26 protein-coding genes and 2 pseudogenes are annotated in these 23,334 nt (G+C 63.4%); 16 read left to right on the plus strand and 12 right to left on the minus strand.

The genetic code is table 11. From position 1 onward, the window contains the following. Positions 1–72: 72 nt before the first annotated feature. The 3 genes and pseudogenes from F8197_RS03570 to F8197_RS28780 form a co-directional block, all read right to left on the minus strand. Positions 73–840: pseudogene (locus F8197_RS03570) on the minus strand (GMC oxidoreductase); the annotation flags it as partial. Continuing rightward, a pseudogene (locus F8197_RS29420) lies at positions 807–905 on the minus strand (FAD-binding protein); the annotation flags it as partial. The pseudogenes F8197_RS29420 and F8197_RS03570, both read right to left, overlap by 34 nt. A gap of 32 nt (positions 906–937) precedes the next feature. Then, positions 938–1,618, minus strand: coding sequence for a helix-turn-helix domain-containing protein (locus F8197_RS28780; protein WP_193333318.1), 681 nt, complete (start codon positions 1,616–1,618; stop codon positions 938–940). 110 nt (positions 1,619–1,728) lie between these two features. Between F8197_RS28780 and F8197_RS28790 the strand changes: the two genes are divergently transcribed. From F8197_RS28790 to F8197_RS03585, 4 genes are all read left to right on the plus strand, one after another. Then, positions 1,729–1,908, plus strand: coding sequence for a hypothetical protein (locus F8197_RS28790; RefSeq protein ID WP_373996773.1), 180 nt, complete (start codon positions 1,729–1,731; stop codon positions 1,906–1,908). Between the two features lie 21 nt (positions 1,909–1,929). Further along, entirely contained in the window at positions 1,930–2,403 is a 474-nt protein-coding gene (locus tag F8197_RS28795; protein ID WP_373996774.1) for a GMC family oxidoreductase N-terminal domain-containing protein, read from the plus strand. Further along, the gene (locus F8197_RS28800) at positions 2,400–2,552 is read left to right on the plus strand and encodes a GMC oxidoreductase (protein WP_373996775.1); all 153 of its coding nucleotides are present in this window, start codon (positions 2,400–2,402) and stop codon (positions 2,550–2,552) included. Before F8197_RS28795 ends, F8197_RS28800 begins: the two co-directional genes overlap by 4 nt. 207 nt (positions 2,553–2,759) lie before the next feature. Next, the gene (locus tag F8197_RS03585; protein ID WP_152880012.1) at positions 2,760–3,515 is read left to right on the plus strand and encodes an alpha/beta fold hydrolase; all 756 of its coding nucleotides are present in this window, start codon (positions 2,760–2,762) and stop codon (positions 3,513–3,515) included. A gap of 2 nt (positions 3,516–3,517) precedes the next feature. Here F8197_RS03585 and F8197_RS03590 read toward each other — a convergent pair whose 3' ends face one another. Further along, positions 3,518–4,483, minus strand: coding sequence for a DMT family transporter (locus tag F8197_RS03590; protein ID WP_152880014.1), 966 nt, complete (start codon positions 4,481–4,483; stop codon positions 3,518–3,520). 75 nt (positions 4,484–4,558) lie between these two features. After that, positions 4,559–6,340, minus strand: coding sequence for a YbhB/YbcL family Raf kinase inhibitor-like protein (locus tag F8197_RS03595; protein ID WP_152880016.1), 1,782 nt, complete (start codon positions 6,338–6,340; stop codon positions 4,559–4,561). A 297-nt stretch (positions 6,341–6,637) separates the two neighbouring features. Here F8197_RS03595 and F8197_RS03600 point away from each other — a divergent pair, with 297 nt between their 5' ends. Further along, positions 6,638–8,197 (plus strand): sigma 54-interacting transcriptional regulator, encoded by a 1,560-nt coding sequence (locus F8197_RS03600; protein WP_152880018.1) that lies wholly within the window; start codon positions 6,638–6,640, stop codon positions 8,195–8,197. Here F8197_RS03600 and F8197_RS03605 read toward each other — a convergent pair. Both F8197_RS03605 and F8197_RS03610 read right to left on the minus strand, forming a co-directional pair. Continuing rightward, entirely contained in the window at positions 8,194–8,805 is a 612-nt protein-coding gene (locus F8197_RS03605) for a hypothetical protein (RefSeq protein WP_152880020.1), read from the minus strand. The two genes, F8197_RS03600 and F8197_RS03605, sit on opposite strands and share 4 nt — an antisense overlap. Then, entirely contained in the window at positions 8,802–11,108 is a 2,307-nt protein-coding gene (locus tag F8197_RS03610) for a serine/threonine-protein kinase (RefSeq protein ID WP_152880022.1), read from the minus strand. The genes F8197_RS03605 and F8197_RS03610 overlap by 4 nt, the downstream gene beginning before the upstream one ends. A 294-nt stretch (positions 11,109–11,402) precedes the next feature. Between F8197_RS03610 and F8197_RS03615 the strand changes: the two genes are divergently transcribed. The 7 genes from F8197_RS03615 to F8197_RS03645 all read left to right on the plus strand — a co-directional run bounded on the left by F8197_RS03615 (position 11,403) and on the right by F8197_RS03645 (position 17,521). Then, complete coding sequence (locus tag F8197_RS03615) at positions 11,403–11,918, plus strand: lysozyme (protein ID WP_152880024.1); 516 nt, start codon at positions 11,403–11,405, stop codon at positions 11,916–11,918. Positions 11,919–12,011: 93 nt separating this feature from the next. Further along, on the plus strand, positions 12,012–12,794 hold the full coding sequence (locus F8197_RS03620; protein WP_056147330.1) for a DUF2589 domain-containing protein: 783 nt from the start codon (positions 12,012–12,014) through the stop codon (positions 12,792–12,794). 71 nt (positions 12,795–12,865) lie between these two features. After that, complete coding sequence (locus F8197_RS03625; RefSeq protein WP_152880026.1) at positions 12,866–13,513, plus strand: DUF2589 domain-containing protein; 648 nt, start codon at positions 12,866–12,868, stop codon at positions 13,511–13,513. Then, entirely contained in the window at positions 13,510–13,701 is a 192-nt protein-coding gene (locus F8197_RS03630) for a hypothetical protein (RefSeq protein ID WP_019924330.1), read from the plus strand. Before F8197_RS03625 ends, F8197_RS03630 begins: the two co-directional genes overlap by 4 nt. A gap of 5 nt (positions 13,702–13,706) precedes the next feature. Further along, a complete protein-coding gene (locus tag F8197_RS03635) occupies positions 13,707–14,189 on the plus strand; it encodes a DUF2589 domain-containing protein (RefSeq protein WP_193333319.1) in 483 nt (160 codons plus the stop codon). 19 nt (positions 14,190–14,208) lie between these two features. Beyond that, positions 14,209–16,422 (plus strand): CTQ-dependent lysine 6-oxidase LodA, encoded by a 2,214-nt coding sequence (lodA, locus tag F8197_RS03640; protein WP_152880030.1) that lies wholly within the window; start codon positions 14,209–14,211, stop codon positions 16,420–16,422. A 1-nt stretch (position 16,423) separates the two neighbouring features. Next, on the plus strand, positions 16,424–17,521 hold the full coding sequence (locus F8197_RS03645; protein WP_193333320.1) for a tryptophan 7-halogenase: 1,098 nt from the start codon (positions 16,424–16,426) through the stop codon (positions 17,519–17,521). Positions 17,522–17,533: 12 nt separating this feature from the next. On the opposite strand, the gene F8197_RS03650 is transcribed toward F8197_RS03645, so the two are convergent. Both F8197_RS03650 and F8197_RS03655 read right to left on the minus strand, forming a co-directional pair. Then, complete coding sequence (locus F8197_RS03650) at positions 17,534–17,776, minus strand: hypothetical protein (RefSeq protein WP_152880034.1); 243 nt, start codon at positions 17,774–17,776, stop codon at positions 17,534–17,536. Then, on the minus strand, positions 17,773–18,540 hold the full coding sequence (locus F8197_RS03655; protein ID WP_152880036.1) for a hypothetical protein: 768 nt from the start codon (positions 18,538–18,540) through the stop codon (positions 17,773–17,775). Before F8197_RS03655 ends, F8197_RS03650 begins: the two co-directional genes overlap by 4 nt. Before the next feature lie 193 nt (positions 18,541–18,733). On the opposite strand from F8197_RS03655, the gene F8197_RS03660 reads away from it, so the two are divergent. After that, positions 18,734–20,272, plus strand: a complete 1,539-nt coding sequence (locus F8197_RS03660; protein WP_152880038.1) for a CitMHS family transporter — start codon at positions 18,734–18,736, stop codon at positions 20,270–20,272. A 77-nt stretch (positions 20,273–20,349) separates the two neighbouring features. Further along, positions 20,350–20,535, plus strand: coding sequence for a DUF1289 domain-containing protein (locus tag F8197_RS03665; protein WP_019924335.1), 186 nt, complete (start codon positions 20,350–20,352; stop codon positions 20,533–20,535). Between the two features lies 1 nt (position 20,536). Here the strand turns inward: F8197_RS03665 and F8197_RS03670 are convergent, their stop codons facing one another. Together F8197_RS03670 and F8197_RS03675 are read right to left on the minus strand one after the other, a co-directional pair. Continuing rightward, entirely contained in the window at positions 20,537–21,253 is a 717-nt protein-coding gene (locus F8197_RS03670; RefSeq protein ID WP_152880040.1) for a hypothetical protein, read from the minus strand. A 46-nt stretch (positions 21,254–21,299) separates the two neighbouring features. Then, the gene (locus F8197_RS03675) at positions 21,300–21,665 is read right to left on the minus strand and encodes a hypothetical protein (protein ID WP_227012043.1); all 366 of its coding nucleotides are present in this window, start codon (positions 21,663–21,665) and stop codon (positions 21,300–21,302) included. A 103-nt stretch (positions 21,666–21,768) separates the two neighbouring features. Here F8197_RS03675 and F8197_RS03680 point away from each other — a divergent pair, with 103 nt between their 5' ends. Then, the gene (locus tag F8197_RS03680; RefSeq protein WP_019924338.1) at positions 21,769–21,954 is read left to right on the plus strand and encodes a hypothetical protein; all 186 of its coding nucleotides are present in this window, start codon (positions 21,769–21,771) and stop codon (positions 21,952–21,954) included. Continuing rightward, positions 21,951–22,940 (plus strand): alpha/beta hydrolase, encoded by a 990-nt coding sequence (locus F8197_RS03685; protein ID WP_152880042.1) that lies wholly within the window; start codon positions 21,951–21,953, stop codon positions 22,938–22,940. Before F8197_RS03680 ends, F8197_RS03685 begins: the two co-directional genes overlap by 4 nt. Here the strand turns inward: F8197_RS03685 and F8197_RS03690 are convergent. After that, positions 22,918–23,289 carry a translational machinery protein gene (locus F8197_RS03690; protein ID WP_152880044.1) on the minus strand — a complete coding sequence of 124 codons (372 nt, stop codon included), beginning with the start codon at positions 23,287–23,289 and terminating at the stop codon, positions 22,918–22,920. The genes F8197_RS03685 and F8197_RS03690 overlap by 23 nt on opposite strands. Positions 23,290–23,334 lie beyond the last annotated feature (45 nt).

The following is a 23,334-nucleotide window of genomic DNA, read 5'->3' on the forward strand; positions in this document are numbered from 1 at the left end:
GTTGTAGTAATGCCAACCATTGATTCTACACGTTCGTTGCCCTAACGAACATATTACGACGCTGCCCGAGGGTTACGTGTTTTCGGTGCCGGTGGCATCCCACAAATTTTCGTCGCATGGCGATACATGGCTCATCGCATGCTCGGTCAATGCGGTGATGGTCAAACTGGGATTGACGCCGAGGTTGGCGCTCAGCATCGAGCCATCGCAGATGTACATATTGCGGTAGCCGAACACGCGGTTTTTGCCGTCGCATACACCGTCTGCGGGCGTGCGGGCCATGCCGGCGCCGCCCATGCAATGCGCGGTCATCGGGATGTTGAGCAGGATTTCCGTTATCGACGTGAGCGGCACGCCGCCGGTGGCCTTGGCGGCCTTGATGGCGAAATCGTTGGCAGAGGCGATAAAGGTCGGGATGCGGTCGCCGTGCGTGGTCAACTGCTTGGAAAAAGGCCAGAACCAGCGGCGCTTGTGCTTCATGGTGAGGTGGCCGTCGAGCGTCTGCATGCACAGGAAAATCATCGACTCGCGCGCCCAGCCGGCCGGCGACAGCGCACGCAAGGTGGTTACCGGGCGGGTGACCAGCAACTTGAGCAGGGTGGCGGCCCAGGTCACGATCCTGGTCCAGCCGGGCCGTCCCAGCGTCATCACGGTGGTCAGCAGGCCCATGGCGTCCGAGCCGTTCGGATAACGCACGGTTTCGATATGCGTATGCTCGTCGATATAGATGCCGGAGCCGATGGCAATGCCGCGCGACAGGTCGGCTTCGGAGCCGGCCGCGCGGCGGTCCAGCGCCGACCCTGTTCGACCACGACCACGCGATAGCCTTTTTCCAGCAGCCGCAGCGCGGAAACGCTGCCGCCGAAACCGGAGCCGATCACGACAAAATCGTAGTCATAGTCCACTCTTGCCTCCCGTGACCGATGTAGTGGCTTGCTTACCTGGGCCGCGTCTGTCCCCGGCTGCCGCGTGCGATTTCCGCCGTGACCAGGCTGGCCAGTCGCGCCAGGATTTCCTTTTGCACGGCGTTCAGCCGGCGTGGTTCGTTGGCGGCGACCGGGAAGGGCGCCTCGCGCAGCGCGGCCGGCAGCGGTTGCACCCGCAACGGTTGCAGTTGCGTATGGCGTGTCAGTTCCTCGCCCAGGCTGCCGGCAGTCGGTTGCAGGTGGATGACCGTGGCTGGAAAGTCGGGCGCTGCCTGCGGTGCGGCCGACGCGATCACGATTTGCAGCCGGCTCAACAGGGCGATACCGCGCAGCGTCGCAAGAAAATTGTCGGGCAACGCGTGCAGGTCTTGCGCCTCGATGATCAGCTCGTCCGGCACGGTGGCGCCGAGCATGACGGCAGCGGTGACCGGGGCGGCGGCCAGGCTGACGTCGGTGACGTCCAGCGTGGCCAGCGCGTGCGACCAGGCGCTGTGACGCCCACTTGGCGCCAGCACCAGCACCCGGCGCGGCTGGACCACGATGTCGTCGCTGCGGTGCAGGACGGCGACCACATCCTCTTCGAACATGCGGCGATGCCCGCGCGGCGTTTTCCACGTCGGGATGACGCCACTTTCCGTCCATGGCTGGGCCGTACGCGGCGACACGCCGAGGATTTTGGCCGCCTGTGCCATGGTGATGATGGATTGCGGCTGCCGTCCGCGCCAACCAGGCTGCGCTGCGTGGCGCCCTCGCTGCCAGTTATGACTTCATCGTTTGCGGCGCCGGTTTCTCGGGCTCGGTGGTGGCCGCGCGCCTGGCCGAATATCCCGAATTGCGCGTGCTGCTGCTGGAGGCCGGCGGCGCCGACGAAGTGGCCAGCGTGATCGAACCGGCGCAATGGCTGCTCAACCTGAACACCGAGCGCGACTGGGGTTTTGTCGCGCAACCGAACCGCCACCTGAACGGCCGCGCGATTCCATGAACATGGGCAAGGTGCTGGGCGGTGGCCCCAGCCCGCGATGGCAAGCGCTTGTCGGTGTTCCGCTCCTGCACCTATCCGCGCATGGCGCAGCCCAACCTCACCGTGCTGACCGGCGCGCTGGTGTCGCGGCTCACGGTCGAGAACAACCGGGTGACCGGGGTGGAAGTGCTGCTCGATGGCGAGCCGCGCGTGTTCGGCGCCGCGCGCGAGGTGGTGCTGTCGCTGGGCGCGGTCAGCACGCCCAAGCTGCTGATGCAGTCCGGGATCGGGCCCGAGCAGGAACTGCGGCGCCATGGCATTCCGGTGCGCCAGCACCTGGCCGAGGTAGGGCAGAACCAGCAGGACCACGTGTCGTTCGGCTGCATCTGGGAATACAAGGCGCCGCAGGAAGTGGGCAACGGCGGGTCGGAAGCCACGCTGTACTGGGAAAGCGATGCCGCGCTCGATGTACCCGACATTCTCCATTGCCAGGTCGAATTCCCGGTGCGGTGGTGAACGCCGACCTGCAGGTGTATGGCATTGCCCGCCTGCGCATTGCCGACGCGTCGATCATGCCACGCATTACAACCGGTAACACCATGGCGCCTTGCGTGGTGATCTGCGAGCGTGCGACCGAGCTCATCAAGGCAGATTACGGCATTTGAAACTCGGCCTGATCATCAACTTCGAATTGAAAGCATGTGATCAACCACTGTTTCGCCGCCGAGCACGTGATCGACGGCGGCACCGTCCCCACCGTTTAAGCGAGACACGCAAAATAATTTAAAAATAACTTGTGCGCTATTAAATTGCGGACTATGATTAATACATAGCGCACTACTTAATTCACCCCAAACTGAAGGAGCACCATCATGAAACGCTCGCTGATCGCCGCCGCCCTGTTTGCCACCACCGCCTTCGCCAACGCTGCCGATGTACCCGCCGCCGCTGCGGACACCACCATCGTGCTGGTGCATGGCGCCTTTGCCGATGGCTCCAGCTGGGACAAGGTGATTCCCCTGCTGCACGCCAAGGGTTACAAGGTGGTGGCCGTGCAAAATCCGCTCAGCTCGCTGGCTGACGATGTTGCTGCCACCAGGCGCGTGGTCGATGCGCAAACCGGCAAGGTGGTATTGGTCGGCCACTCGTGGGGCGGCACCGTGATCACGGAAGCGGGTACCAGCGACAAGATCAAGGCGCTGGTCTATGTGGCGGCATTTGCGCCATCGGAAGGGGAGGCCAGCGGCAACCTGGGCAAGGACTATGCCGTGCCGCCTGGCGTGCCAACCCTGCAACAGGATGCCACCGGCTACCTGTGGCTGCCGGCCGACTCGGTGGCGAAAAACTTTGCCCAGGACGTGCCGGCCGCCACCGCCCGCATGATCGCCGCCACCCAGGGCCCGATTGCCGCCAAGGCCTTTGCCGACACCACCACCGTGGCAGCCTGGAAAAACAAGGCCAACTACTACATCGTGGCCGACCATGACCGCATGATCGCGCCGGAATTGCAGCAGGCGTTCGCCAGAAAAATCAACGCAGTCACCACCACGCTGCCGACCAGCCACGTGCCGATGGTGTCGCAACCGGCCAAGGTGGCTGACGTGATCATTGCGGCTGCGCGGCGGTAATGCTAACTGGCGGTTGACGCGGCCACGGGCGGCGCCTGTGTTCGCGTGACCAGCCATATGCCGCCGCACACCAGCAGCAAAGCGGCCAGGTTTTTCCATTCGAGGATGGTCTCGTTGAGGAACACGGCCGACAACGCAGAGCCAAAGACGGGAACCAGGAAAGCAAACACGCTGATTTTGCCGACCGGGTTGTATTTGAGGAGCAGGCTCCACACGGTAAACGCCACGGCCGACAACAACGCCAGGTACACCAGCAGCGCGGTCGATGCCGCCGTCATGGCGCCGACGGTGCCGCCGGTCACGTAGCCGCCCACCAGCAAGGCCAGGCCGCCGATGGCCAGTTGCCAGCCGGTCATCACCATCGCATCCATATTCCTGGAAACATATTTGCCGTAGATCGACGCTGCCGACAGCACGAACGCGGCAATGACAATGAAGCCCTCGCCCAGCAGCGACGGCGGCGCCGTCAGCGGACCGCCGCCGGCATTGACCGCCAGCACGCCGGCAAAGCCGAGCAGGCAACCCACGCTCTTGCGCGGCGACAGCTTGTCGTTCCGGTACACGAAATGCGCAAGCAGCACGCTGAAGAAGGTCGTGGTTGCATTCAGAATCGATGCGCGCACGCCGGTCGTGTAAGCGAGACCGATGTAGAAGAACACATATTGCAAGCCGGTTTGCGCGATGCCGAGGGCGGCCAGCTGGCCGAACTGGCGCCGGTCCAGCCGCAGCACGGGTTTGCGCATGCACACTGCCAGCACCAGCAGGACCACGCCGGCGAGCAGGAAGCGATAGCCGGCAAAAATCAGCTTGGATGGCACGTCGTGCCGGGCGATGCCGAGCATCTCGTAACCGCTCTTGATCGCCGGGAAGGAGCTGCCCCACAAGATGCAGCAGAGGGTGGCCAGAGCCAGCACCACCGTCGGGTTGGAGAAAAACTGTGGGCCGTACGGTGATGCTGCTTTGCTCATTGATTGCTTGTTAATCGATTAATGAAGGGCGCGATGATACTGCACATTTGCAGATGCCGTACTTCAGCCCGGGTCTTACTTCATTGGCGCCTGCTTTTGCGCATATCGGCCGATGACCTCGCCTTTCGAGAGGACATGCCCCTGTATCGCTTGCAGCAGCTGATCGCGGTCGGCGCCCCAGCCTGGTGGCAGCACGATGTCGAGCGCGAAAACCTGGAAGTGGTAGTGATGGGCCGGATCGCCGACCGGCGGCTTCGGTCCGAAGTAGCCCATCGAGCCGCGCGTATTGCGTCCCTGGAGTACGCCTTCCGGTGCGGTCAGGCGCGCCTGCTCCTGCAGTCCTTCAGGCAGGCTGGTCACGTTTGCCGGGATATTCCACGCCAGCCAGTGCACGAACGGCTTGTTCGGCGCATCCGGGTCTTCCATGATCACGGCGTAGGACTTGGCGCCGGCTACCGCCTGCCATGACAGCGGTGGCGATACCCCTTCCGCGTATTCGCTGTACTTGGCCATCATGGCGCCGTTGGCGTTGAAGGCCGGGCTCTGCACGCGCAGCTTGCCATCACCGGCGGTTTCGGGCCGCACCAGCGCCAGCGGCACGTTGTCGCCGCGTTGCGCCTGCTGTTGCATGGGGGCGGCGGGCGACGCCGGCAGCATGGCCGTGGCTTTGCCGGCGCCGGTGTATGCCACGCGGTACAGCACGCCGTTGGCGTCGTCGGCCATCAGCAGTGCGCCATCGTTGGCCATCGCCAGTCCGACGGGGCGCGCGATGTGGGTCTTGCCGCCATCGGTCAGGAAGCCGGTGACGAACGATTCCACCGCAGTGGCCTGGCCGTTGGCAAAGCGTACACGGACGATTTCGTAGCCGGACGGCGTGGTGCGGTTCCAGGAGCCGCGCATGGTGACAAAGGCGTCACCCTGGTACTCGGCCGGGAAGCCGGTGCCGCGGTAGAACAGCATTTGCATCGGCGCCGCGTGCGCGGTGTAGCCCAACACCATCGGGGTGCTGTGGGCTTTCCAGTCTTCTTTGCTGATGTCGCCCTGCGGCGTGCTTTGCGGGTAGATGGCGCCGGCGCCGTACACGTGTGGCCAGCCGTACTGTTTACCCAGTTCGAGCTTGTTGATTACCTCGGGCTGTTCGTCGTCGCCCAGAAAATCGATGCCGTGGTCCATGCTCCACAATTCGCCAGTGCGCGGATGCCAGTCGAAGCCGATGGTATTACGTAGCCCGGTGGCAAAGATGCTGCGCTGCTTGCCGTCGGGCGAGGCGCGCAGCAAGGTGGCGTTTTCCGGATTGCTTTCGTTGCACGCATTGCAGGTGGAACCGGCGCTGATGTAGAGCATGCCGTCGGGACCGAATGCGAGCGTGCGGTTTGGATGCTGGCCGGAGTCCGGCAGGTCGCCGATGATCAGTTTCAGCGGTCCCAGCGTGCCGTCGGTGCGGATCGGGGCGACGAATACCTCTTTCACGGTGGCCAGGTACAGCTTGCCGTCGTGGACGGCCAGCCCGTGCGCACCGGCGCGATTGGCCACGGTGACTGGCGGGCCGTCGGCGCGGCCGTCGCTGTCGGCGTCCTTGAGCATCAATACGTCGCCCTGGTCGCGCCGGCTAACGTAAATCGTGCCATTGGGCGCTACGGCGATGATGCGGATATTTTTCAGGCCGGTGGCAAAGGCGGAGACCGTAAATCCGGCCGGCGCCTTGAGCGCGGCCATGCGCGCAGGCGTGGCGTCCACCTTGTCGGGCTTGACGATGGCGGTGGCGATCGCCACGCGGCTGCCGTCGCCTTGCTGGGCATGGCCGGACAGGGACGTGGCGGCTAGCGCCAGCGCGGTAAGGTGCAATCGAAGTCTCATGACGGCTGTTCCTGATGAATGGTAATTGGGTATCGGCGTTACCGATGTGATCGATCAGTGACGAGTGTCGCGGTGGCTGGGGCGGCACTGTGTGCGCGCGTTAACCGATCGGTGGAGTTGCTGCGAAACGCCGCGAGCGGACGCCAGTAATGTGTCGAATTCGGTACGGCTGCGCGGCGTAACCTGCGGCGGCGCCAGTAAAGCATTGCGTTGAAAAATTCCGGCGTGGCACTGGGACCATTCGGGCCGGAAGTCCGTTAAGATAACGCCCACTCGACAAACAAGGGCAGGGCGCTGATGGACCAGGACGCGGAAAACACTCTCACCTCGCTGCTGTCGTCGCTGACGGGCAGTGCGCAGCGCATGCTGACGTTCACGGTGCTGTGGCACCCGGAACTGGCGCGCGTGGGCGAGCAGGCGTTTGCCAGTCCGGGTTCGCGCCAGATCGCCCTCAACCGCTTCGCGCCGCTGTTCGGCCGTCCCGGCGGCACGCCGCTGGGCCTGGGCGACCGCCGCATCGCCCGCGACCCCTTGATGCTGCTGCGCGATGCCGCCGACCAGGTCACCATCGTCACGCCGCAAAGCCGCATGAGCATCGGTGTCGATGGCGAGACGCTGGCGGGCGGGGCCACGCTGTCGGTGGCGGCGGTCGAACGCGGCGTGGTGCTGGCGCTCGGCGGCTGCGTTTTGCTGTGCATGCACTGGAGCGATCAATTGCCGCGCCTGAACAGCAGCAAAACCTTGCTTGGCGTGAGCGGCGCCGTGCTGCGCCTGCATGAATCGATCAGGCAAGCGGCCGGCACCTTGCTGCCGGTGCTGCTGCTCGGTGAAACCGGTACCGGCAAGGAACTGGTGGCGCAAGCCATCCACGCCGGCAGCCCGCGCCGCGACCGGCCGCTGGTGGCGGTCAACATGGCCACCTTGAGCGAGACGCTGGCCGCAGCCGACATGTTCGGCGCCGTCAAGGGCGCCTACACCGGCGCCGACAACGTGCGGCGCGGCTGGTTTGCCGAAGCGGGCGACGGCACCCTGTTCCTGGACGAAATTGGCGACACGCCCGGCGCGGTGCAGCCGATGCTGCTGCGGGTGCTGGAAACCGGCACCTACCGGCCGCTGGGCGCTGCTGCCGACGTCAGGAGCGGCGCCCGCGTGATCGCCGCCACCGACCAGGACCTGGGACACGGATACAACCAGGCGCTGCTGCGCCGCCTCGAGGGGTTCGTGATCCACCTGCCGCCATTGCGGGCGCGGCGCGAGGATATCGGCCTGCTGATCCGCCACTTCATCACGCAGTGGGAAAACGCCGGCAATGCACCGGCGGAGCTGCCGACCACGCTGATCGATGCGCTGTGCCGCTACGACTGGCCCGGCAATGTGCGTCAATTGGCGATGGTGGTGCGGCGGGCGCTGATTGCGGCCGTGGACGGGCCGGCGCCGGCGTTCGAGGTGCTGGTGCCGGAAGTGGTGCCGCAGGCGCAGCCGAACCACGGCGGGTCAACCGGTGGCATGCAAAACGGCGATATGCACACCGGCAGCCTGGCACCAGGCGACGCGGCGCGCAAGGTCACGCGTCGCGCCAAGCTGTCCGAGCTCGATCACGATGCCGTGCTGGCGGCGCTGGAAGATAATGGCTGGCAGGTGGGCGCGGCGGCGCTGGCGCTGGGCGTGTCGCGGCCATCCATGTACAAGCTGATCGACGATCATCCGGAGATTCGCCCGGCGGCGGCGATTCCGCTGGCCGAACTGCAGAGCGCAGTCGGCGCCTGCGGCGACGACGTGGTGCTGTGCGCGCAGATGCTGAAAACGCCGAGTGAAGCATTACGGCGGCACCTGCGCGGGGTAGGGCTGCTCGCTTAGGGGAAGCGGGGCAGCGTTGGCATGGTGCCGACGCCGCCAACCTCGGCCTCGGGATCGAAACTGAACACCCGCACTTCATCGACTTCGCCGACGCCGCGCACGATGCGTACGGTCAGTACCATGGACAGTTCCCACAGGCCCGGGCTGTAAGCGACGTCGAGCGTTTGTTTCCAGTTCTGCGTCAGCTCGAAGTAATTCTCGTCGTCGACGGTGATGTGGGTCGAGAAGTCCAGCGCCAGCGGGTAGCTCGCGCTCAGCGCTTGCGAGAACGGCGATGGGGGCGCGTACTCGGTACGCACGCCCTTGTCGCGTCGCACCACTTGCGGCTTGGTGATGATGGTGCAATCGACGATCTGGAACGACACGAAACCAGGCTTTTTATCGACCTTGTCGCCGCCGCCGACCACCCGTATCGTGACCTGTTCGCCCGCCTTGAAATACAGCGCATTGGCGTAGCCGCCACGGCGCGGGTTGGGATCGGGTTCCGGCGGGAACAACGGATCGGGCAGCAGGCGGTAGGACAGCTGATCGGATTGCTGATCGACATCGAAGCGGACTTCAAGTATCAGCCGCGCTGGTGGTTGTGGAATGGCCGGGGTATCGCTCATCGTAGTTTTTCCTCAATGGTGGTGGTGTAACGGGGATCGCGCCGCAGCGCGATAAGGTCGGGCTCCGCCTCGAGCAGCTTGAGTGGGTAGCCCAATTGCCTGGCACGGGCGAGATGCGCGAGCGCCTGGTCGCGCCGGCCCGTGAGTTCGTTGGCGATGGCGGCGCGGAAGCGCACGTCCGGACTGTCCGGTTCCTGGCGCAGGCTGCGGTCGATCCAGGTCAGTGCCGCAGCATCCTTCACTCGCGCGGCGTACAGGCCCATGCGGCTCAGGTAGGCGCCATTGGCGGGATTGCGCTCGACCAGGGGCGCCAGCAGGCGCGCGGCGCGCTGGTAAGCGTTGCGCGCTTCTTCCGCACGGCCAGGTATCCAGTTCAGGCTGTCGGCCAGATTGGCCCATTTCAGGTAGTCGTTGGGGCTGCCACGTGCGCTCGAGACGGCCTGTTCGAAAGCGCGCGCCGCCTCGGTGTAGTCGCCGCGCGTAAACAACGCGTTGCCCAGGTTGGTGTACAGCGCGCCGCTCGGGCGCACGCGCAGCCCCTGTTGCAGTACATGCAGCGCCTCATCGAGGCGGTCCTGGCGCATCAGTGCTGCGCTGAGGTTGGCGTACGCGCGCATGCCGTCCGGTTCCAGTTGCAAGCTGGTGCGAAACGCTTGCTCGGCGCGTGCGTAGTCGCCGCGCCGGTAGTGCATCGTGCCTTCGATGTCGGGGAACATGCGTTGCTTCGGCAGCTTTTTCCTGGCCATTTCCAGCAGCGCGCTCAGCGGCTCGTACCGCCGCAGGTCCAGCAATATATTGAGCTTGGCGTTCAGCGCTTGCAGATCGAGGGGATCGAGCGCCAGCGCGCGGTCGGCGGCAGCCAGTGCCGCTTCCTTGTCGCCGCCCAATGCCAGCGACCAGGCTTGCGCCACGTGCGCCAGCGCCAGGTGGTCGTCCTGCCTGAGCGCGGCCTGCGCGCCGGCTTTGGCAAAGCGCAGCCAGTTGTCATCGCGGCCGTCGCCAACGTAGCGCAGGCTGTAGGCGATCGAAGCGCCTGCGGCCGCGCCCGCATGATTCGGATTGCGTTCGAGGATGGTGTTAAAGCTCAGTAGCGCCTGCTCCAGCGCACCATCGCGGTCGCCGTGGGCCAGTTTTTCCAGGCCGCTTTCCATGGCACGCGCCTCGGAATAGGGCGTCAGCGCGGCGCCCAGGCGATCAAGCGGCAGCGATGGCCAGGCCAGTACCGTGGCCGCGACCGTGCCAGCCACCAGTATTGCAGCCATCGGCCAGCGCCAGCGTTGCCAGACCGGCCGGACCGGTGCGGCTGGCGCCAGCGCGATAGCACGCTCTTGATGTGCCGTGGTCGCCGGAAGCAGTTGCGACGTGGCGGCAGACAGCTGCTGCGCCATCTGCGGCGACGAAGGCTCGGCTATCGCCAGGGATGCGTGCCGCGATGCCGGTTGCAATGCCAGCGCTGCCGGCGGCGTGCCATCGGCGCTGCGCAGCACCGCAATGCGTTCGCGCACCGCGTCCATCGACGGCAGCCGCCGCGCCGGATCGTGCGCCGTCATGCGCCGCACCAGTTCGACCAGCGAACGGTCGGTGCTGGCCGGGAACGGCCAGCTTTCCGAAGTGGTATGCACATGGGCGGCGGCCAGGGCCAGTCCGTTGAGCGTGGCGAACGGCCGCTCGCCAACCAGGAACTCGTACAGCACCACGCCCAGTGCATAGATGTCGCTGCCGCGGCTGAGCGGGCAGCCCATCAGGCGTTCGGGCGCTGTATAGGCCACCGTGGCGCCATCGTCCTGGCCGGCGGTGAGATCGGTGGCCAGCGGATCGACCTTGCGCGCCAGGCCGAAATCGAGGATGCGCACCGCGCCCGAAGGCTCGAGCATCAGATTGGTCGGTTTCAGATCGCCGTGGATCAGGCCGGCGCCATGCGCTTCGGCCATGGCGTCGGCCACCTGGTCGACGATATCGAGCGCCAGCGCCACGTCGGGCGCCGCGCTGCCGATGTGCGCACGCAGGGTAGCACCGGGCACCAGTTCCATCACGATGGCCTGGATGTCGTTCCACTCCTGGAAAGCGAAGATCTTGACGAAGGCGCGGTGCCGCAGCGATGCCGCGCGGCGTGCTTCGTCGATCAGGGTATCGGGGCTGGCGTGGTGGTTGGCCGTCTTCAGGCACTTGAGGGCGACAGTGCGCTGCAGCGCCGGGTCCCACGCCTGGTACACGCGGCCGAAGCCTCCTTCGCCCAGGCTGCCACGCAGCTCGTAGTCGCCGAACCGGTCCAACACCGCAGCTGAAATTTCTACCGAAATCATCGCAAACTCCTGTGACCGGGGGCGGGGGAAAGACTTGTCAAATGCGTTAATGATTATCAATTGGCAATTGCCTAAAGTCAATGTTTAATTGTAACAATTGCGCTACGCGTTGCGACCCGTTGCCGGACTTATTTCAGCCCGGGTTGACATGTAAAAAGCGGTTGTTGACATGTAAAAAAACGCTGGCATCGCGGGTTGGAATCGCCATAAATGGCTTGCTGGGCGGTAGTCGGGGGTGGCACGGTGCTTGCGGATACATGCAGCCATTACCGGTGTTTTTTCTCAGGAGGTTATATGGCTGCACGCGCATGCAACGACGCGGGTATCGCGTTGATCAAGCAATTCGAAGGGGCGGGGGGCTGGGATACCACGGCACAAGTCTTCCGTCCGTATGCCGATCCCATCGAGATCTGGACCATCGGCTGGGGCCACGAAATCACGGTCAACCATGAGCCGCTCAAGGGCTCGGCATGCGGTGCGCAGGCCGATCAGCTCTATCACGGCGGGCTGTGCGTGGCCGACGCCACCAGCCTGTTGCAGGACGATGTGAGCGCGACCTGCGCGGAGGTGCAGGGCTTGCTCAAGGTGACCGTCAACGACAACCAGTTTGCCGCGCTGGTCAGTTTTACCTATAACCTCGGTGTGGAAAATCTTGCGGCTTCGACCCTGCTCAAGCTGTTGAACCAGGGCGACGTGGCAGGCGCGGCGCAGCAATTCAAGCTGTGGGACCACGCCGGTGGTGTGGTGATGCCGGGGCTGGTCAAGCGTCGTCAGGCGGAGGCAAATTTGTTTCTTTTGCCGGTGGCATGACCTTTGCAGTAGAGCGCTGGCGGCGCCGGTCCGGAACGGCGCCGCTGATGCAAATACCAATGCAAACCCAAAACTGAAAAGGGAAACAAGAAGATGGATTCCAATTTGTTATCGATGGCGCAGCAGTTCTCCGGACTGCCGATGGACGCGCTGATCGGCGGCCCGCTCAATGCCGCCGCCCGGGCCAACTCCGCCATGGCGCTGACCCAGACCAAATTCATGCTCGATACCTGCTTCAACCTGCAGCCGGTCGCGGCCACGGCGGAAGTCAAAGGCGTACCGGCGGTGGTCGATGCCCACGGCGTGGTGACGACGCCGGAAGTGGTCGGCAAACCGGCAATGGCGGCGTACAACAATTACTCGCCGATCATGGTGGTGATGTCGCTCACGCGCGGCGTGGTCACACCGGGCTCGCCCGCAGTGCTGGGCCCCGACGGCAAAACCATCGTGGTACCCGCCACCGCCACCAGCTTGCAGTCGCTGACCACGCAGTTCAACCTGCCTTTGCTGACCATCGTCCCGCTCAATTCGCTGGCCGTGGACACGGTCGACATCAACTTCGAAATGGAAGTGAACTCGAGCTTCTCCGAAGAACAGTCGGACCAGAAGTCGTCGGAAAGCAAGGGCGAGGGCAGCTTCGAAGCCAAGGTGGGCTGGGGTCCGGTGTCGGTCACCATCCGCGGTAGCGCCAGTTACGACTCGAAAGATTCGTCCACGCATAACACCCACTACCAGAAAAGCAACTCGGCGAAATACACGGTGGCGGTCCACGCGGCCCAGTTGCCGTTGCCGCAGGGCGTGAACACCATCATCGAGGCGTTCACCCAGTCGATCTCGCCGATCACCCTGGACGCGCCTGCAGCGCCCAAATCTTAAGCGTTCCCGTTTTGGCCGGCCCTTGACCGGGGCCGGCCTGTTTAACCCACTTCGCCACCGTGCGTGAACTTATGGCCGACTCCGGAAACAAAACGTTCAAACCCAACTTCAGCAAGGAACTCGATATCGAAGCCATGATCAGCGCCCCGCTGGTCGCAGCGTCGAAAGCCAACGCGGTGATGGTGACCGGGCAAACCAGGTTCCTGCTGGAGTACTGCTTTACCAAAGACCAGAACGACGTCTATGCGCCGATCATGATCGTGATGTCCATGACCAGGGGCGTGGTCGATGACGCAGCGGACGATGGCGAACCGGGCCAGGTGAAGATGGTGGAGCTCAATTTTTCGATGCCGCTGCTGTGCATCATCCCGATCAACTCGCTGGCAGTGGATAAGGTCAGCATCGATTTCGATATGGAAATCACGTCCACCATACCGAAAAAAGCGGTTGCCGCCAACGGCACCGATAACAAGGTGACCGACCACCGCGCCAGGTTGAATGGAAAAATTGCCCGGTCATCGCAAGGTGGCAAGGGGTCGGACCAGCGCAGCAATTTGAAGTTGAGCCTGAATGCCAGCCCGCTGCCGTTACCGACCGGCGTGCTGACCATCCTCGACCTGTACACCAAGGCCATCCAGCCCGTCGCCGTTCCCACTTCCGCTCCTGCTCCCGCGTCGGCGCCGGCTAACAGAAACCCAACTATTTTAAACAAATCATGATCAATTCCGAACAGTCCATCCCGTGCCCTGTGTGCAATAACAAGATTCCCTTCAATACCCACCAGTTGCTGCTTGGCGTGCAGTTCATCTGTTCGCAATGCAGTGCCGCGATCGGGCTGGCGGTGGAAAGCAAGCCTCTGGTAGCGAACGCCATGGAGAAACTGGAACAAGTGAAACGACGGGGGTAACACCGATGATCAGCCTGAAATCATTTATAGCCGCAATCCACGCAGCCCTGGTCGGTGCGAGCGATGCGCTGATGGATGCGAATACCAAGATCCTCGATAAATATTTCATCGAGGTGCCCGCCGATCCTGCAACAGGCAGCCAGCCGGGCGACCAGAAGACCCTGGTGCCGCGCACGGTCACGCTGGAATACCCGCACGTGAACGAGGCCGGCCAGATCGAGAACCTGGAAGTGGCGGTACCGCTGGTCACGCTGGTGCCGTTCACGATGGCAAAGGTGGAAAAGGCCAGGTTCACGGCCAGCTTCGAGATGGAAATCGTCGGGGGCGAGTTGCAGTTGAATTTTCCGGGCGGACAGAGTGGGGGCTTGTTCAAAAAGAAGCCCAAGACTGGCACGCTCGACATCACGCTGTCACCGCAGGAAACGCCGGAGGGCTTGCGCCTGCTGGTGGAGGGGTATGAAGCGATCTTGAAACGACAGATGTCTTGATAAACTCAAAGGAAAACACATGAGCAACAATGCGCAGTACTCGATCCACCCGGCCATCGGCATCGGCCGCGTCGGTAACAGCCTCGATTCGTTCTACCTGGCGCCGGAAACCACCGGCGGCCTGCCGTTCGAAGCCGACGCCAACGGCAATCCCGTCCTCCAGAACAACCAGCCGGTCACCGTCAGCCAGTTCAAGGACAGCCTCGGTCGCGTGCGCCGCCAGGCCGCCAAGTTCCAGATCTACCGCAACCTGCCCGGCCAGGCGCCCGTTGCCATTGCGCTCGACGATCCGGCCATCGCCAAGATCGAATGGAAGGTCCACGTCGCCAACAAGAAGGCGGCCTGGTGGAACTATGTGCCACTGCTGGGCGACCTGATGTTCGGCCAGAACAACAGCTACGAAACCTGGACCAATACCCCGGAAGCGTGGGGCTTGAGCCAGCAGAACTGGATCGATTTGCGCAATCCCACCGTCACCGGCACCGACCGCCAGAAGCTGATCGTCGATCCGGGTCCGCGCGTGCTGGCGGGAGTGCAGCAAATCGCCCACTTCGACGCCCAGGGCGCGGGTAATTATCCGCACGTGTCGTTCCCGGATGCCAATGTCGTCACCCAGGGTCTGCCGGTACGCACGCTTGGCGAAATGCGCACGGACAGCGCCGGCAACCTGCTGGTGATCGGCGCCTACGGCCGCGCCGGCGGCATCGATCCCATCACCGGCTTCGGCGGCGGCGACACCTGGAACGATGACATCGCGGACGGCCCGGTCACTGCCACCGTGTATTTCAGGGACGGCAGCGCGCCCGTGGAACTGAAAGCCTGGGTGGTGATCGGCTCGCCGAAGTTCGCGCCCGAACTGGTCAATATCTCGACCTGGGACGACGTGGTGGCCGACCTGTCGATCAAGTACAAGGGCGCGTTGCCGGCCGCCTACGATGCGGTCCAGTGGGCGGCCACCGACGGCTGGAACCCCGACTACGTGGTCAACTTCGAGCAGGACATCCGGCCGTTCCTTGAGCGCATGGGCGACTACCAGTGGGTGGCCACGGTGCCAGCCATGACCGCCTTCATTCGCCCGGCCTTCGACGTGGCCGATGCATCGGACAACAATCGCGCCAACCGCGAAAAATTCCTCAGCTATTTCCGCAAGCCATCGAAGATCAAGCAGGCCTCTTTGACGCAGCCACCGGGCTTCTCGGGCGGGCAGGGCAACCAATTATTCAGCGGCAATACACAGTCCGATCCGGCTGCCGGCATTCCGCTGATGCCGCTCAATTCCGGTACCAACTCGGTTCGCAACAACATCATCAGCAAGTTCTCGGTGCTGACCGACACCCAGTATTTCGCCCTTCAGCAGTGGGCTGCCGGCAAGTTTTCTCCCACCGCGCCGGGCCTGGCGCTTGCCGGCATCGCCGCGCTCGATCGCGCCGCCATCGGCAACTGCGTGGGCGAGCCGATGTGCCCCGGCATCGAGGTGACCTGGAGCGTGCGCAACCCGGTGATTTACGAGCGTCCGTACGCGATCCTGCACCGCGCCGATGCCGATTATGAAAAGAACGGCCTGTCGCCCGGTCGCGACGAGTGCGAACCCATCGACTGGAACAATCCGACCGTCGGCAGCGGTTGCGAGCCGGGCGACCTCACCAAGCGCATGGCAATTCCATGGCAGGCGGACTTCTACGACTGCTCGGTGCAGATGATCAATTTCGACAACCCGGACCTGGTGAAAAATCCCGCTACGTCGATCCCGGTGCCGCCGACATACTACGCGTACTGGTGGCCGCCGCAAAGCCCGTGGAACGTCATCAGCGGCGCCACCACCAAGGAAGAGCAGCTGGTAGCTGGCGTGCCTGCCGGCATGCAGGTGATGTACAGCCGTGGCATGAACAGCTTCTCGCAGATGATCAGCTCGTGGCAATACCTGGGCTTCGTGGTCAACCAGAACAAGGACGCGGATGCCGGCCGCCTGTACCCGTACTTTGTCGAGAAGGAACGCAACCACGATAAATTCGTCGTGGCCAGCGTGGGCGTGGGCAATGCCAGCAGCTTCATTACCGGCGACGACTCGAATTATCTGCCCGCCTGGTTCCTGAAGGACGAAGACCCGCAGTCGCCGAAGGAGAAGCTGCATGCACTGCAAGCCAGCGTGGCAAGCAGCAACGGTGCGCAGGCGTCGCAGCATGACGTGCCGCAGAAAATCGTTGCTGCCGGTCGTCGTCGTTACGGGCACTAGGATGGATGCGCCGCTTGATTACGACGTGGTAGTGATCGGCGGCGGCGCCGCCGGCACTGCTGCCGCTCTGGCGCTGTCCCGCTACACGCGCCTGCGGGTGGCGCTGGTCGAGCGGCGCCTGTTCGAGGACTTCCGGGCCGGGGAATCGGTCTCGTCATCGCTGTTGTCGCTGCTCGATTACCTGGGCGTGCCGCGCGCGGCGCTGGCGGGGGCGCAACTGCCCACGTACTCGCACGCGGCAGCGTGGGGCAACGACGCCCTGGTGATGCGCGAGACCATTTTCAGCAGCCAGGGCAATACCTTGCAGCTGGACCGCAGGCGCTACGACACCATCCTGCTCGACCAGGCAGCCAGGGCCGGCGTGGCACTGTATCGGCCTGCCGAGGTCGTCCAGCTTGCGCACGGCGATGCCTGGCGCTTGCAGTTGCTGGTGGGGGGCAAGGAACTCGACATCTCGGCGCGCTACCTGGTAGATTGCAGCGGCAAGAATGCGCTGGTGGTCAAAAAGCGCGGGCGCCCGGTGCATACCGAGGATGGCCTGGTGGCGCTGTACTGCTACTACGACCTGGGCGCCCCCACGTTCCTGCCGCAACAGACGCTGGTGGAAACCACGGAACACGGCTGGTACTACGTCACCCCGTTGCCCGGTGACAAGGTGGCGGTAGCCTTCATCACCGATACCGACATCCTCAAGCGCCTTGAGCTCAACGAGGCAGACAACTGGCGCGCACAAGGACTGGCAACGCCGCACGTGGGCCGGATCATGGCACGCCTGCCGGCACCGGCTGCCATGCGCCACTACGCCATCCACAGCCGCGTGGCCTCACTGCCTGATAACGAGAACTGGACCGCCGCCGGCGACGCGGCCGTTTGTTTCGATCCGATCTCATCGATGGGCATCGGCCAGGCGGTCAGCTCCGGCATCCACGCCGCGCGCGTGGCCGAAGCGTACCTGGTGGGTGACACCAATATGGCCCGCCACTACAACCGCTCGCTGTTCGACAACTTCGAAACCTATCTGCACATGCGCCACGGCTATTACGCGGCCGAGCAGCGGTGGCCAGATGCGCCGTTCTGGCAGCGCCGCAGGCTGCGCTGAACCGGTCGATTTCTACTTCAGTTTTTGGCGTTCGGTTCGGAACTCAGGAATGTCGATGCTGGACTTGCCGAACAGTGCAGCCTGTTCGGCACGGGTAAGTGCGGTGCCAGTCAAGGCCACATGCAGGCGGCCATCGACCGGCATGATTTCATCGGGATGCGGAATATAGTTCGCTGTCACCTTGGCGCGGTGCAGGGCGGCAGCTACCTTGTAGTTGCTCTCTATATCGAAAGGGATTTTTTTCGCGGCAGTCATGGTCCGTCCTCCAGCAGGGCAGCGTACAAATAGTTTAGCAGAATCGACCAACTGCGACTGCCGGAGTTCAGATCGAATAGCATGGTTCTACCGCTACCGTGTTCTGCCCACCAGCCGGGTACGGCGTTCAAAACATCCTGGACTGCGCTCGCACGAGCCAGGGCAGGGCGGGGGAACCGATTCAGCTCGACAGGTAAAACAGGTGCATCAAAGCCGAATTTTGGCCAAACCGCGTAGCCGATCATCGCATCAGGATCATCGTTGCGCAGCGGCCCGCGCCCGGCCGCATACAGGCTGATATGCTGGAAGCCGAGACGGTACGCTGCGATGGTCATGAGGCCGAATGCAATTGTCGCCAGACGCATCGGCGCCTGCGGTGCCAATATCAAATTATCGATGTGCAACGCATCGATCCACAGTGCAGGCCCAACTGCCTCGCGGAAGGCGATCACGCTGCCGTTTTCCCCCGTCGCGTGTAAGACGCTGCTTGATTGGATGTTCAGTCCGGCTGGAGCATCGTTCCGGGCGCAGATATGTCGCGCCTTGACAATGGAGCCGTCGGGGGCCATGAACACCCGGCCAATGGTGGATTCATCAAGGATTAACGATGCTTCAGGCAGGCGGTCAATGACGAGAGTGCGCAGCCGTTGGCCATGTCCGTCATAGAGCTCCCCTTGAAAATATTTACGCGCGATCGGATGCGCGAGCAGCAGCGGCTCGATCTTGGCGAGGTTTTGGATATCGAATAAGGGATCTACGGTCATACCGCCATACTTCTCGCGTCCACAAGCTGCGGCATGAGATAAGTCAAAGGTTTCCGAAAGCTCTGGCAGCGCCGCACTGAAAGTGAATTGAAAGCTTCAGGCACTTATAGTATTCACGTCGCTGATGTTGCATATGCGAGAAAACTATAACCCCGGTGTGGTTGCCGGAGACGAAATGCCTGGAGGAAATCAAATGTTGACCGTGCTTGCTTATTCGATGGTCGTTGTGTTTATGTTCTTGATCATGACCAAGCGCCTGCCGGCGCTGGTGGCGCTAATCCTGGTGCCGATCATCTTCGGCGTGATCGGCGGCTTTGCTCCCGAGCTCGGCCCGATGATGCTGGCCGGGATCAAGCAACTGGCGCCGACCGGCGTCATGCTGATGTTTGCCATTCTTTACTTCGGCGTCATGATCGATGCCGGCCTGTTCGACCCTGTCGTCAAGCTGATCCTCAAGCTGGTCAAGGGCGATCCGATGAAAATCGTGGTCGGCACGGCCGCGCTGACGATGATCGTCTCGCTCGACGGCGACGGCGCCACCACCTACATGATCACCGTCTCGGCCATGCTGCCGCTGTACCAGCGCCTCGGCATGAGCCGCCTGGTGATGGCCTGCGTGATCATGCTGGCTGGCGGCGTGTTCAACATCCTGCCGTGGGGCGGTCCGACCGCCCGCGCTGCCAGCGCGCTGGGCGTTGACGTCGGCCACATCTTCGTGCCGATGATCCCGGCCATGATCGCCGGCGTGTGCTGGGTGCTGTTCGTGGCCTACATGCTGGGCCGCAAGGAGCGCAAGCGTCTGGGCGTAGTGGAGTTGCAGCCGCTGCAATCGAAAGCGGCCAAGGCTGCCAAGCTGGCCCAGGAAGAGCAGGATGCCGCACTGGTTCCGCAAAAGGCTTATGCCGGTTTTGAGCAGCCGCGCCAGGTGAATGCCGCCATGAGCGGTTACACGCCGGCCGCTGGCGCCACCCAGTTCGGTCACAGCGACGGCGCCCGTTTCGTGGGCCGCCGCGCCGGCGCCGACCGCAAGGTCGTGCACCTGAACTGCCCGCCCGAAGTCGAGAACTGCGACGACATCAAGGTCGGCGATCCGAAGACCGCGCGTCCCAAGCTGATCTGGGTGAATTTTGGGCTGACGCTGGCGCTGATGGTGATGCTGGTGCTGGCCGTGCTGCCGCTGCCGGTGCTGTTCATGATCGCGTTTGCGATTGCCATCATGATCAACTACCCGAACATGGAAGAGCAAAAAGAGCGCATCGCCGCTCACGCCGGCAATGTGCTGCCGGTGGTGTCGCTGATCTTCGCGGCCGGCATTTTCGTCGGCATCCTGCAAGGCACCAAGATGGTCGATGCGATTGCCGCCAGCGTGATCTATGCAATTCCCGAGTGGATGGGCCCGCACCTGGCCATCGTCACCGGCCTGCTCAGCATTCCATTCACGTTCTTCATCTCGAATGACGCGTTTTATTTCGGCATCGTGCCGATCCTGGCCAAGGCCGCCGCCGTGTACGGCATCACCGGCGCCGAGATCGGCCGCGCGTCGATCATCGGCCAGCCGGTGCACTTGCTCAGCCCGCTGGTGGCCTCGACCTACCTGCTGGTGGGCATGGCGAAGGTGGAGTTCGGCGATCACCAGCGCTACACCCTACTGTGGGCCATCTCGGCGTCGCTGGTGATGCTGGTGGCGGCGCTGGTGTGCGGTGTGATTCCGTTCATGGGTGTTGCCAGCTAGGCCGTACTGGTAAGATAGCGAATGTCAGCGTATCGAAGGCCGACTTGTTGTCGGCCTTCTTATTTCCATAGGTAATCATGGCAGTCAAATCTCCCTGCACCGGCGTGTGCGAATTCGAAGGCCGCACCGGCTATTGCGGAGAATGCCTGCGCACGCTGGACGAGGCGCGGTCGTGGAAGAAAATGACCGACCACAAGCGGCACCAGATCATCAACGACAAACCGCGCCGCATCCAGAAGCTGGCCAAGGCAACCGCCGCCTGATTTATTTTCCCAGCAAGCGCAGCGATTCTTCCCAGTTGCCCCGCCACGCGTGCAGGAAATCCTGCGATGTGAAGGCCCGCTTCAAGGGGCCGATCGGTGCGCGGTACACATCGTGCAGGCCCAGGGCCAGCGTGACTGGATTCCACACCGCGTTGCGCTTCGATTTCTTGGCGCTCGCCTTGACGCGGGCGCCATCGTCGCCAAAGATGCCAATCGCTTCGTCGAGCGCCTGGTCCAGGTTCAATTTCACCAGCGCGCCGAATGCCTGCAGCACTTCGGCCTTGCTGATGCCCGCCTGGGTTTCGGTCGTGGCGAGTTTCTGCTTTTCCTCCTGTGCCGCCTGCGCCTCCTGTTTCAGCTTGCCCACCAGCCGTTCCAGGTCGCGCTTCTGGAAGCGCAGCTGGTCGAGCGGCCGCGTAAAGCCTGGCTCCGGCAGCCGCACGGGCAGCTTGTAGGCGTCCTTGGTCATGGTGATCAAAATGTCCGCGCTCCCGGCGGCCAGGCGGGCGACATCGTCTGCAAAATAAATCGGCGCGGCATAGCCGCCATTGGCGTCGCCAAACAGGTCGGGATAAGCGGCATCGTAGTCGAGCCAGACAACCGGGATCAAGCCGCTATCGAGCATGCGCGCCAGGGTCCACGGCGTGCCGGTCTGTTGTTCGAGCCAGGCGCAGGCTTCGGCGGTGGTGGCCCGGAAGGGCAGATCAGGCGTGCTCATGGTATCTCTCGGGATATGTGGTGGCGCGCAGAATATCACGCGTGCGTCAAAAGCACGAATTCTGGGTAAACCGCTTACCCACGGCGCGCACCAGGCCGGTGGCGGGGTCGATGTTGAATACCACGTAGCGGCGTTGCGGGCAGACCAGTTCCAGCGATTTTTTGCTGCACTCGAGCATATCGGTCTTGCGCACGCCGTCCTTGGTCGATACCGATACGTCCCGGTTGATGTACGGGCTGCATTCGAAACCGTGTTCCGTGGCGACCTTTCTGGCCGCGTCCGTGGTCAGGCCGACCGCGTGCAGCTTTTCGGCTTCTTCGGCCAGGGTGGCGTCGGAGACGCGGGTGAGGGCGCAGCCGCCCAGCGCCGAGCAGGCCAGCAACGGTAATATCCATCGTAACGTCGGTAACATCGATTCTTTCCTGGCTATAGAGCAACGCAGTGTACCGTGGAACATGGTCCGCACCGTTCGCCGCCGTACTGTGCGGTGCGGCGCTTTATGCGATAGTGGCACGATGGATACCAAACAACTCCCCCGTACCGATGCCCGCCAGGCATCGATCGTCCGCCAGGGCCTGGAATGGGCCCGTACCTATGGCCAGCGCAGCGCCGCCGCCTTTCTGCTGGTGCGCAAGGTACCGCGCCCGGTGGTCGAGCGCATACTCGCTGCCGCCATCCGCAAGGAAGACCGCGCCCGATGACGTTCGCGCTGGTGGTTGAACCCGGGGCGATCGAGCAAATGCGCAGCTTCAACCGCAAGCTGGCATGGGCGCCGCGCTTCAAGATCAGCAACCGCGTGATGCCGTTCGTGATCCAGTCGCTGTTGCGGCTGTCCCAGTTCGTGCCCGATGTGCGTACGATACGGTCCGGCGTGCGTATTTCACGGTTCGCGGCGCAGGCCGATGGACTGCGGGTGCCGGTGCGGGTATTACGAGGAAACAGGCCGCCGCGCGCGGTGATACTGGATTTTCACGGCGGCGGCTGGGCGATCGGCAATGCGCAGATGAACGACCAGCTCAACGGCGAACTGATCGCGGCGTGCGATGTGGCGGTGGTGTCGGTCGATTACCGGCTGGCGACCAACACGCCGCTGGCGGCCATCATGGACGATTGCCTGGCTGCCGCGCGCTGGCTGCTCGATGGCGGGCTGCCGGAATATGACGGGTTGCCGGTCTATGTCCTCGGCGAATCGGCCGGCGGCCACCTGGCGGCGGCCACGCTGCTGCAATTGCAGCGCTGGCCGGCGCTGCTGCGCCGTATCGATGGCGCCATCTTGTACTACGGTATGTATGACCTGGCCGGTACGCCCAGCGTGCACGCGGCGGGCGCCGATACGCTGGTGCTGCACGGCCCGTCAATGGCCGCTTCGCTGCGCCTGCTCACGCCCGGCTTGACCGACGAAGAACGCCGCGCGGCGCCGGCTTCGCCCCTGTATGGCGACCTGGCCGGCCTGCCGGCGGCAATCATGTTTGCCGGTGAGCGCGATCCGCTGCTTGACGATACCACCCTGATGGCTGAGCGCTGGGGCGCCGTAACAGACGTCGAATGCCACGTGGTGCCCGAGGCGCCACATGGTTTCGTCCGTTTTCCGGTAAAGATTGCTGCGCAAGTGCGCGGCCGGGTCCACGCATGGATCAACGGCCGCGTGCAGCAGGCAAAGACGATCAGTGCGTCAGGTCCGACTTGACGAAGTACTTGCGTGCATAGGTCAGCAGTTGCACGTCGGTCGGATGATCGACGGTTTCCACGCTGACGACCTTGTCGGCAGTCTCGGCATGGCTCTTGGTCATGTGGCGCATGAAGGCCAGCTTTTCCATGCCGGGGCCGACGACCAGGATTTCCTTGGCATCGGTCAGCACGGCAATGACTTCGTCCATGTAGGTGTAGTCGGGTTCGGCGCGGTTGTTGCTCGGTACACCGGCTTTCTGGTGCTGCGAAGATGTTTTGATGACGTCGGTCTCGGAGTCATCGCGGGTGAAGTGGATGACATGGGCTTCGGTCTGGTCGAGCCAGACGATTGCGTGTTGAAACGACATTGAGGTTTTCCTTGAAGTGAGAGGGCGGCAAAGCACCCAGCCATG

This window comes from Duganella sp. FT27W (genome assembly GCF_009295655.1).
Taxonomy (GTDB): Bacteria; Pseudomonadota; Gammaproteobacteria; order Burkholderiales; family Burkholderiaceae_D; genus Rugamonas; species Rugamonas zoogloeoides.

Excerpts from the sequence above, each read along its gene's own strand:
- F8197_RS28780 (WP_193333318.1), bottom strand. The coding sequence starts at position 1,618 with ATGGCACAGGCGGCCAAAATCCTCGGCGTGTCGCCGCGTACGGCCCAG.
- F8197_RS03585 (WP_152880012.1), top strand. The coding sequence starts at position 2,760 with ATGAAACGCTCGCTGATCGCCGCCGCCCTGTTTGCCACCACCGCCTTC.
- F8197_RS03590 (WP_152880014.1), bottom strand. The coding sequence starts at position 4,483 with ATGAGCAAAGCAGCATCACCGTACGGCCCACAGTTTTTCTCCAACCCG.
- F8197_RS03595 (WP_152880016.1), bottom strand. The coding sequence starts at position 6,340 with ATGAGACTTCGATTGCACCTTACCGCGCTGGCGCTAGCCGCCACGTCC.
- F8197_RS03600 (WP_152880018.1), top strand. The coding sequence starts at position 6,638 with ATGGACCAGGACGCGGAAAACACTCTCACCTCGCTGCTGTCGTCGCTG.
- F8197_RS03605 (WP_152880020.1), bottom strand. The coding sequence starts at position 8,805 with ATGAGCGATACCCCGGCCATTCCACAACCACCAGCGCGGCTGATACTT.
- F8197_RS03610 (WP_152880022.1), bottom strand. The coding sequence starts at position 11,108 with ATGATTTCGGTAGAAATTTCAGCTGCGGTGTTGGACCGGTTCGGCGAC.
- F8197_RS03615 (WP_152880024.1), top strand. The coding sequence starts at position 11,403 with ATGGCTGCACGCGCATGCAACGACGCGGGTATCGCGTTGATCAAGCAA.
- F8197_RS03620 (WP_056147330.1), top strand. The coding sequence starts at position 12,012 with ATGGATTCCAATTTGTTATCGATGGCGCAGCAGTTCTCCGGACTGCCG.
- F8197_RS03625 (WP_152880026.1), top strand. The coding sequence starts at position 12,866 with ATGGCCGACTCCGGAAACAAAACGTTCAAACCCAACTTCAGCAAGGAA.
- F8197_RS03630 (WP_019924330.1), top strand. The coding sequence starts at position 13,510 with ATGATCAATTCCGAACAGTCCATCCCGTGCCCTGTGTGCAATAACAAG.
- F8197_RS03635 (WP_193333319.1), top strand. The coding sequence starts at position 13,707 with ATGATCAGCCTGAAATCATTTATAGCCGCAATCCACGCAGCCCTGGTC.
- lodA (WP_152880030.1), top strand. The coding sequence starts at position 14,209 with ATGAGCAACAATGCGCAGTACTCGATCCACCCGGCCATCGGCATCGGC.
- F8197_RS03645 (WP_193333320.1), top strand. The coding sequence starts at position 16,424 with ATGGATGCGCCGCTTGATTACGACGTGGTAGTGATCGGCGGCGGCGCC.
- F8197_RS03650 (WP_152880034.1), bottom strand. The coding sequence starts at position 17,776 with ATGACTGCCGCGAAAAAAATCCCTTTCGATATAGAGAGCAACTACAAG.
- F8197_RS03655 (WP_152880036.1), bottom strand. The coding sequence starts at position 18,540 with ATGACCGTAGATCCCTTATTCGATATCCAAAACCTCGCCAAGATCGAG.
- F8197_RS03660 (WP_152880038.1), top strand. The coding sequence starts at position 18,734 with ATGTTGACCGTGCTTGCTTATTCGATGGTCGTTGTGTTTATGTTCTTG.
- F8197_RS03665 (WP_019924335.1), top strand. The coding sequence starts at position 20,350 with ATGGCAGTCAAATCTCCCTGCACCGGCGTGTGCGAATTCGAAGGCCGC.
- F8197_RS03670 (WP_152880040.1), bottom strand. The coding sequence starts at position 21,253 with ATGAGCACGCCTGATCTGCCCTTCCGGGCCACCACCGCCGAAGCCTGC.
- F8197_RS03675 (WP_227012043.1), bottom strand. The coding sequence starts at position 21,665 with ATGTTACCGACGTTACGATGGATATTACCGTTGCTGGCCTGCTCGGCG.
- F8197_RS03680 (WP_019924338.1), top strand. The coding sequence starts at position 21,769 with ATGGATACCAAACAACTCCCCCGTACCGATGCCCGCCAGGCATCGATC.
- F8197_RS03685 (WP_152880042.1), top strand. The coding sequence starts at position 21,951 with ATGACGTTCGCGCTGGTGGTTGAACCCGGGGCGATCGAGCAAATGCGC.
- F8197_RS03690 (WP_152880044.1), bottom strand. The coding sequence starts at position 23,289 with ATGTCGTTTCAACACGCAATCGTCTGGCTCGACCAGACCGAAGCCCAT.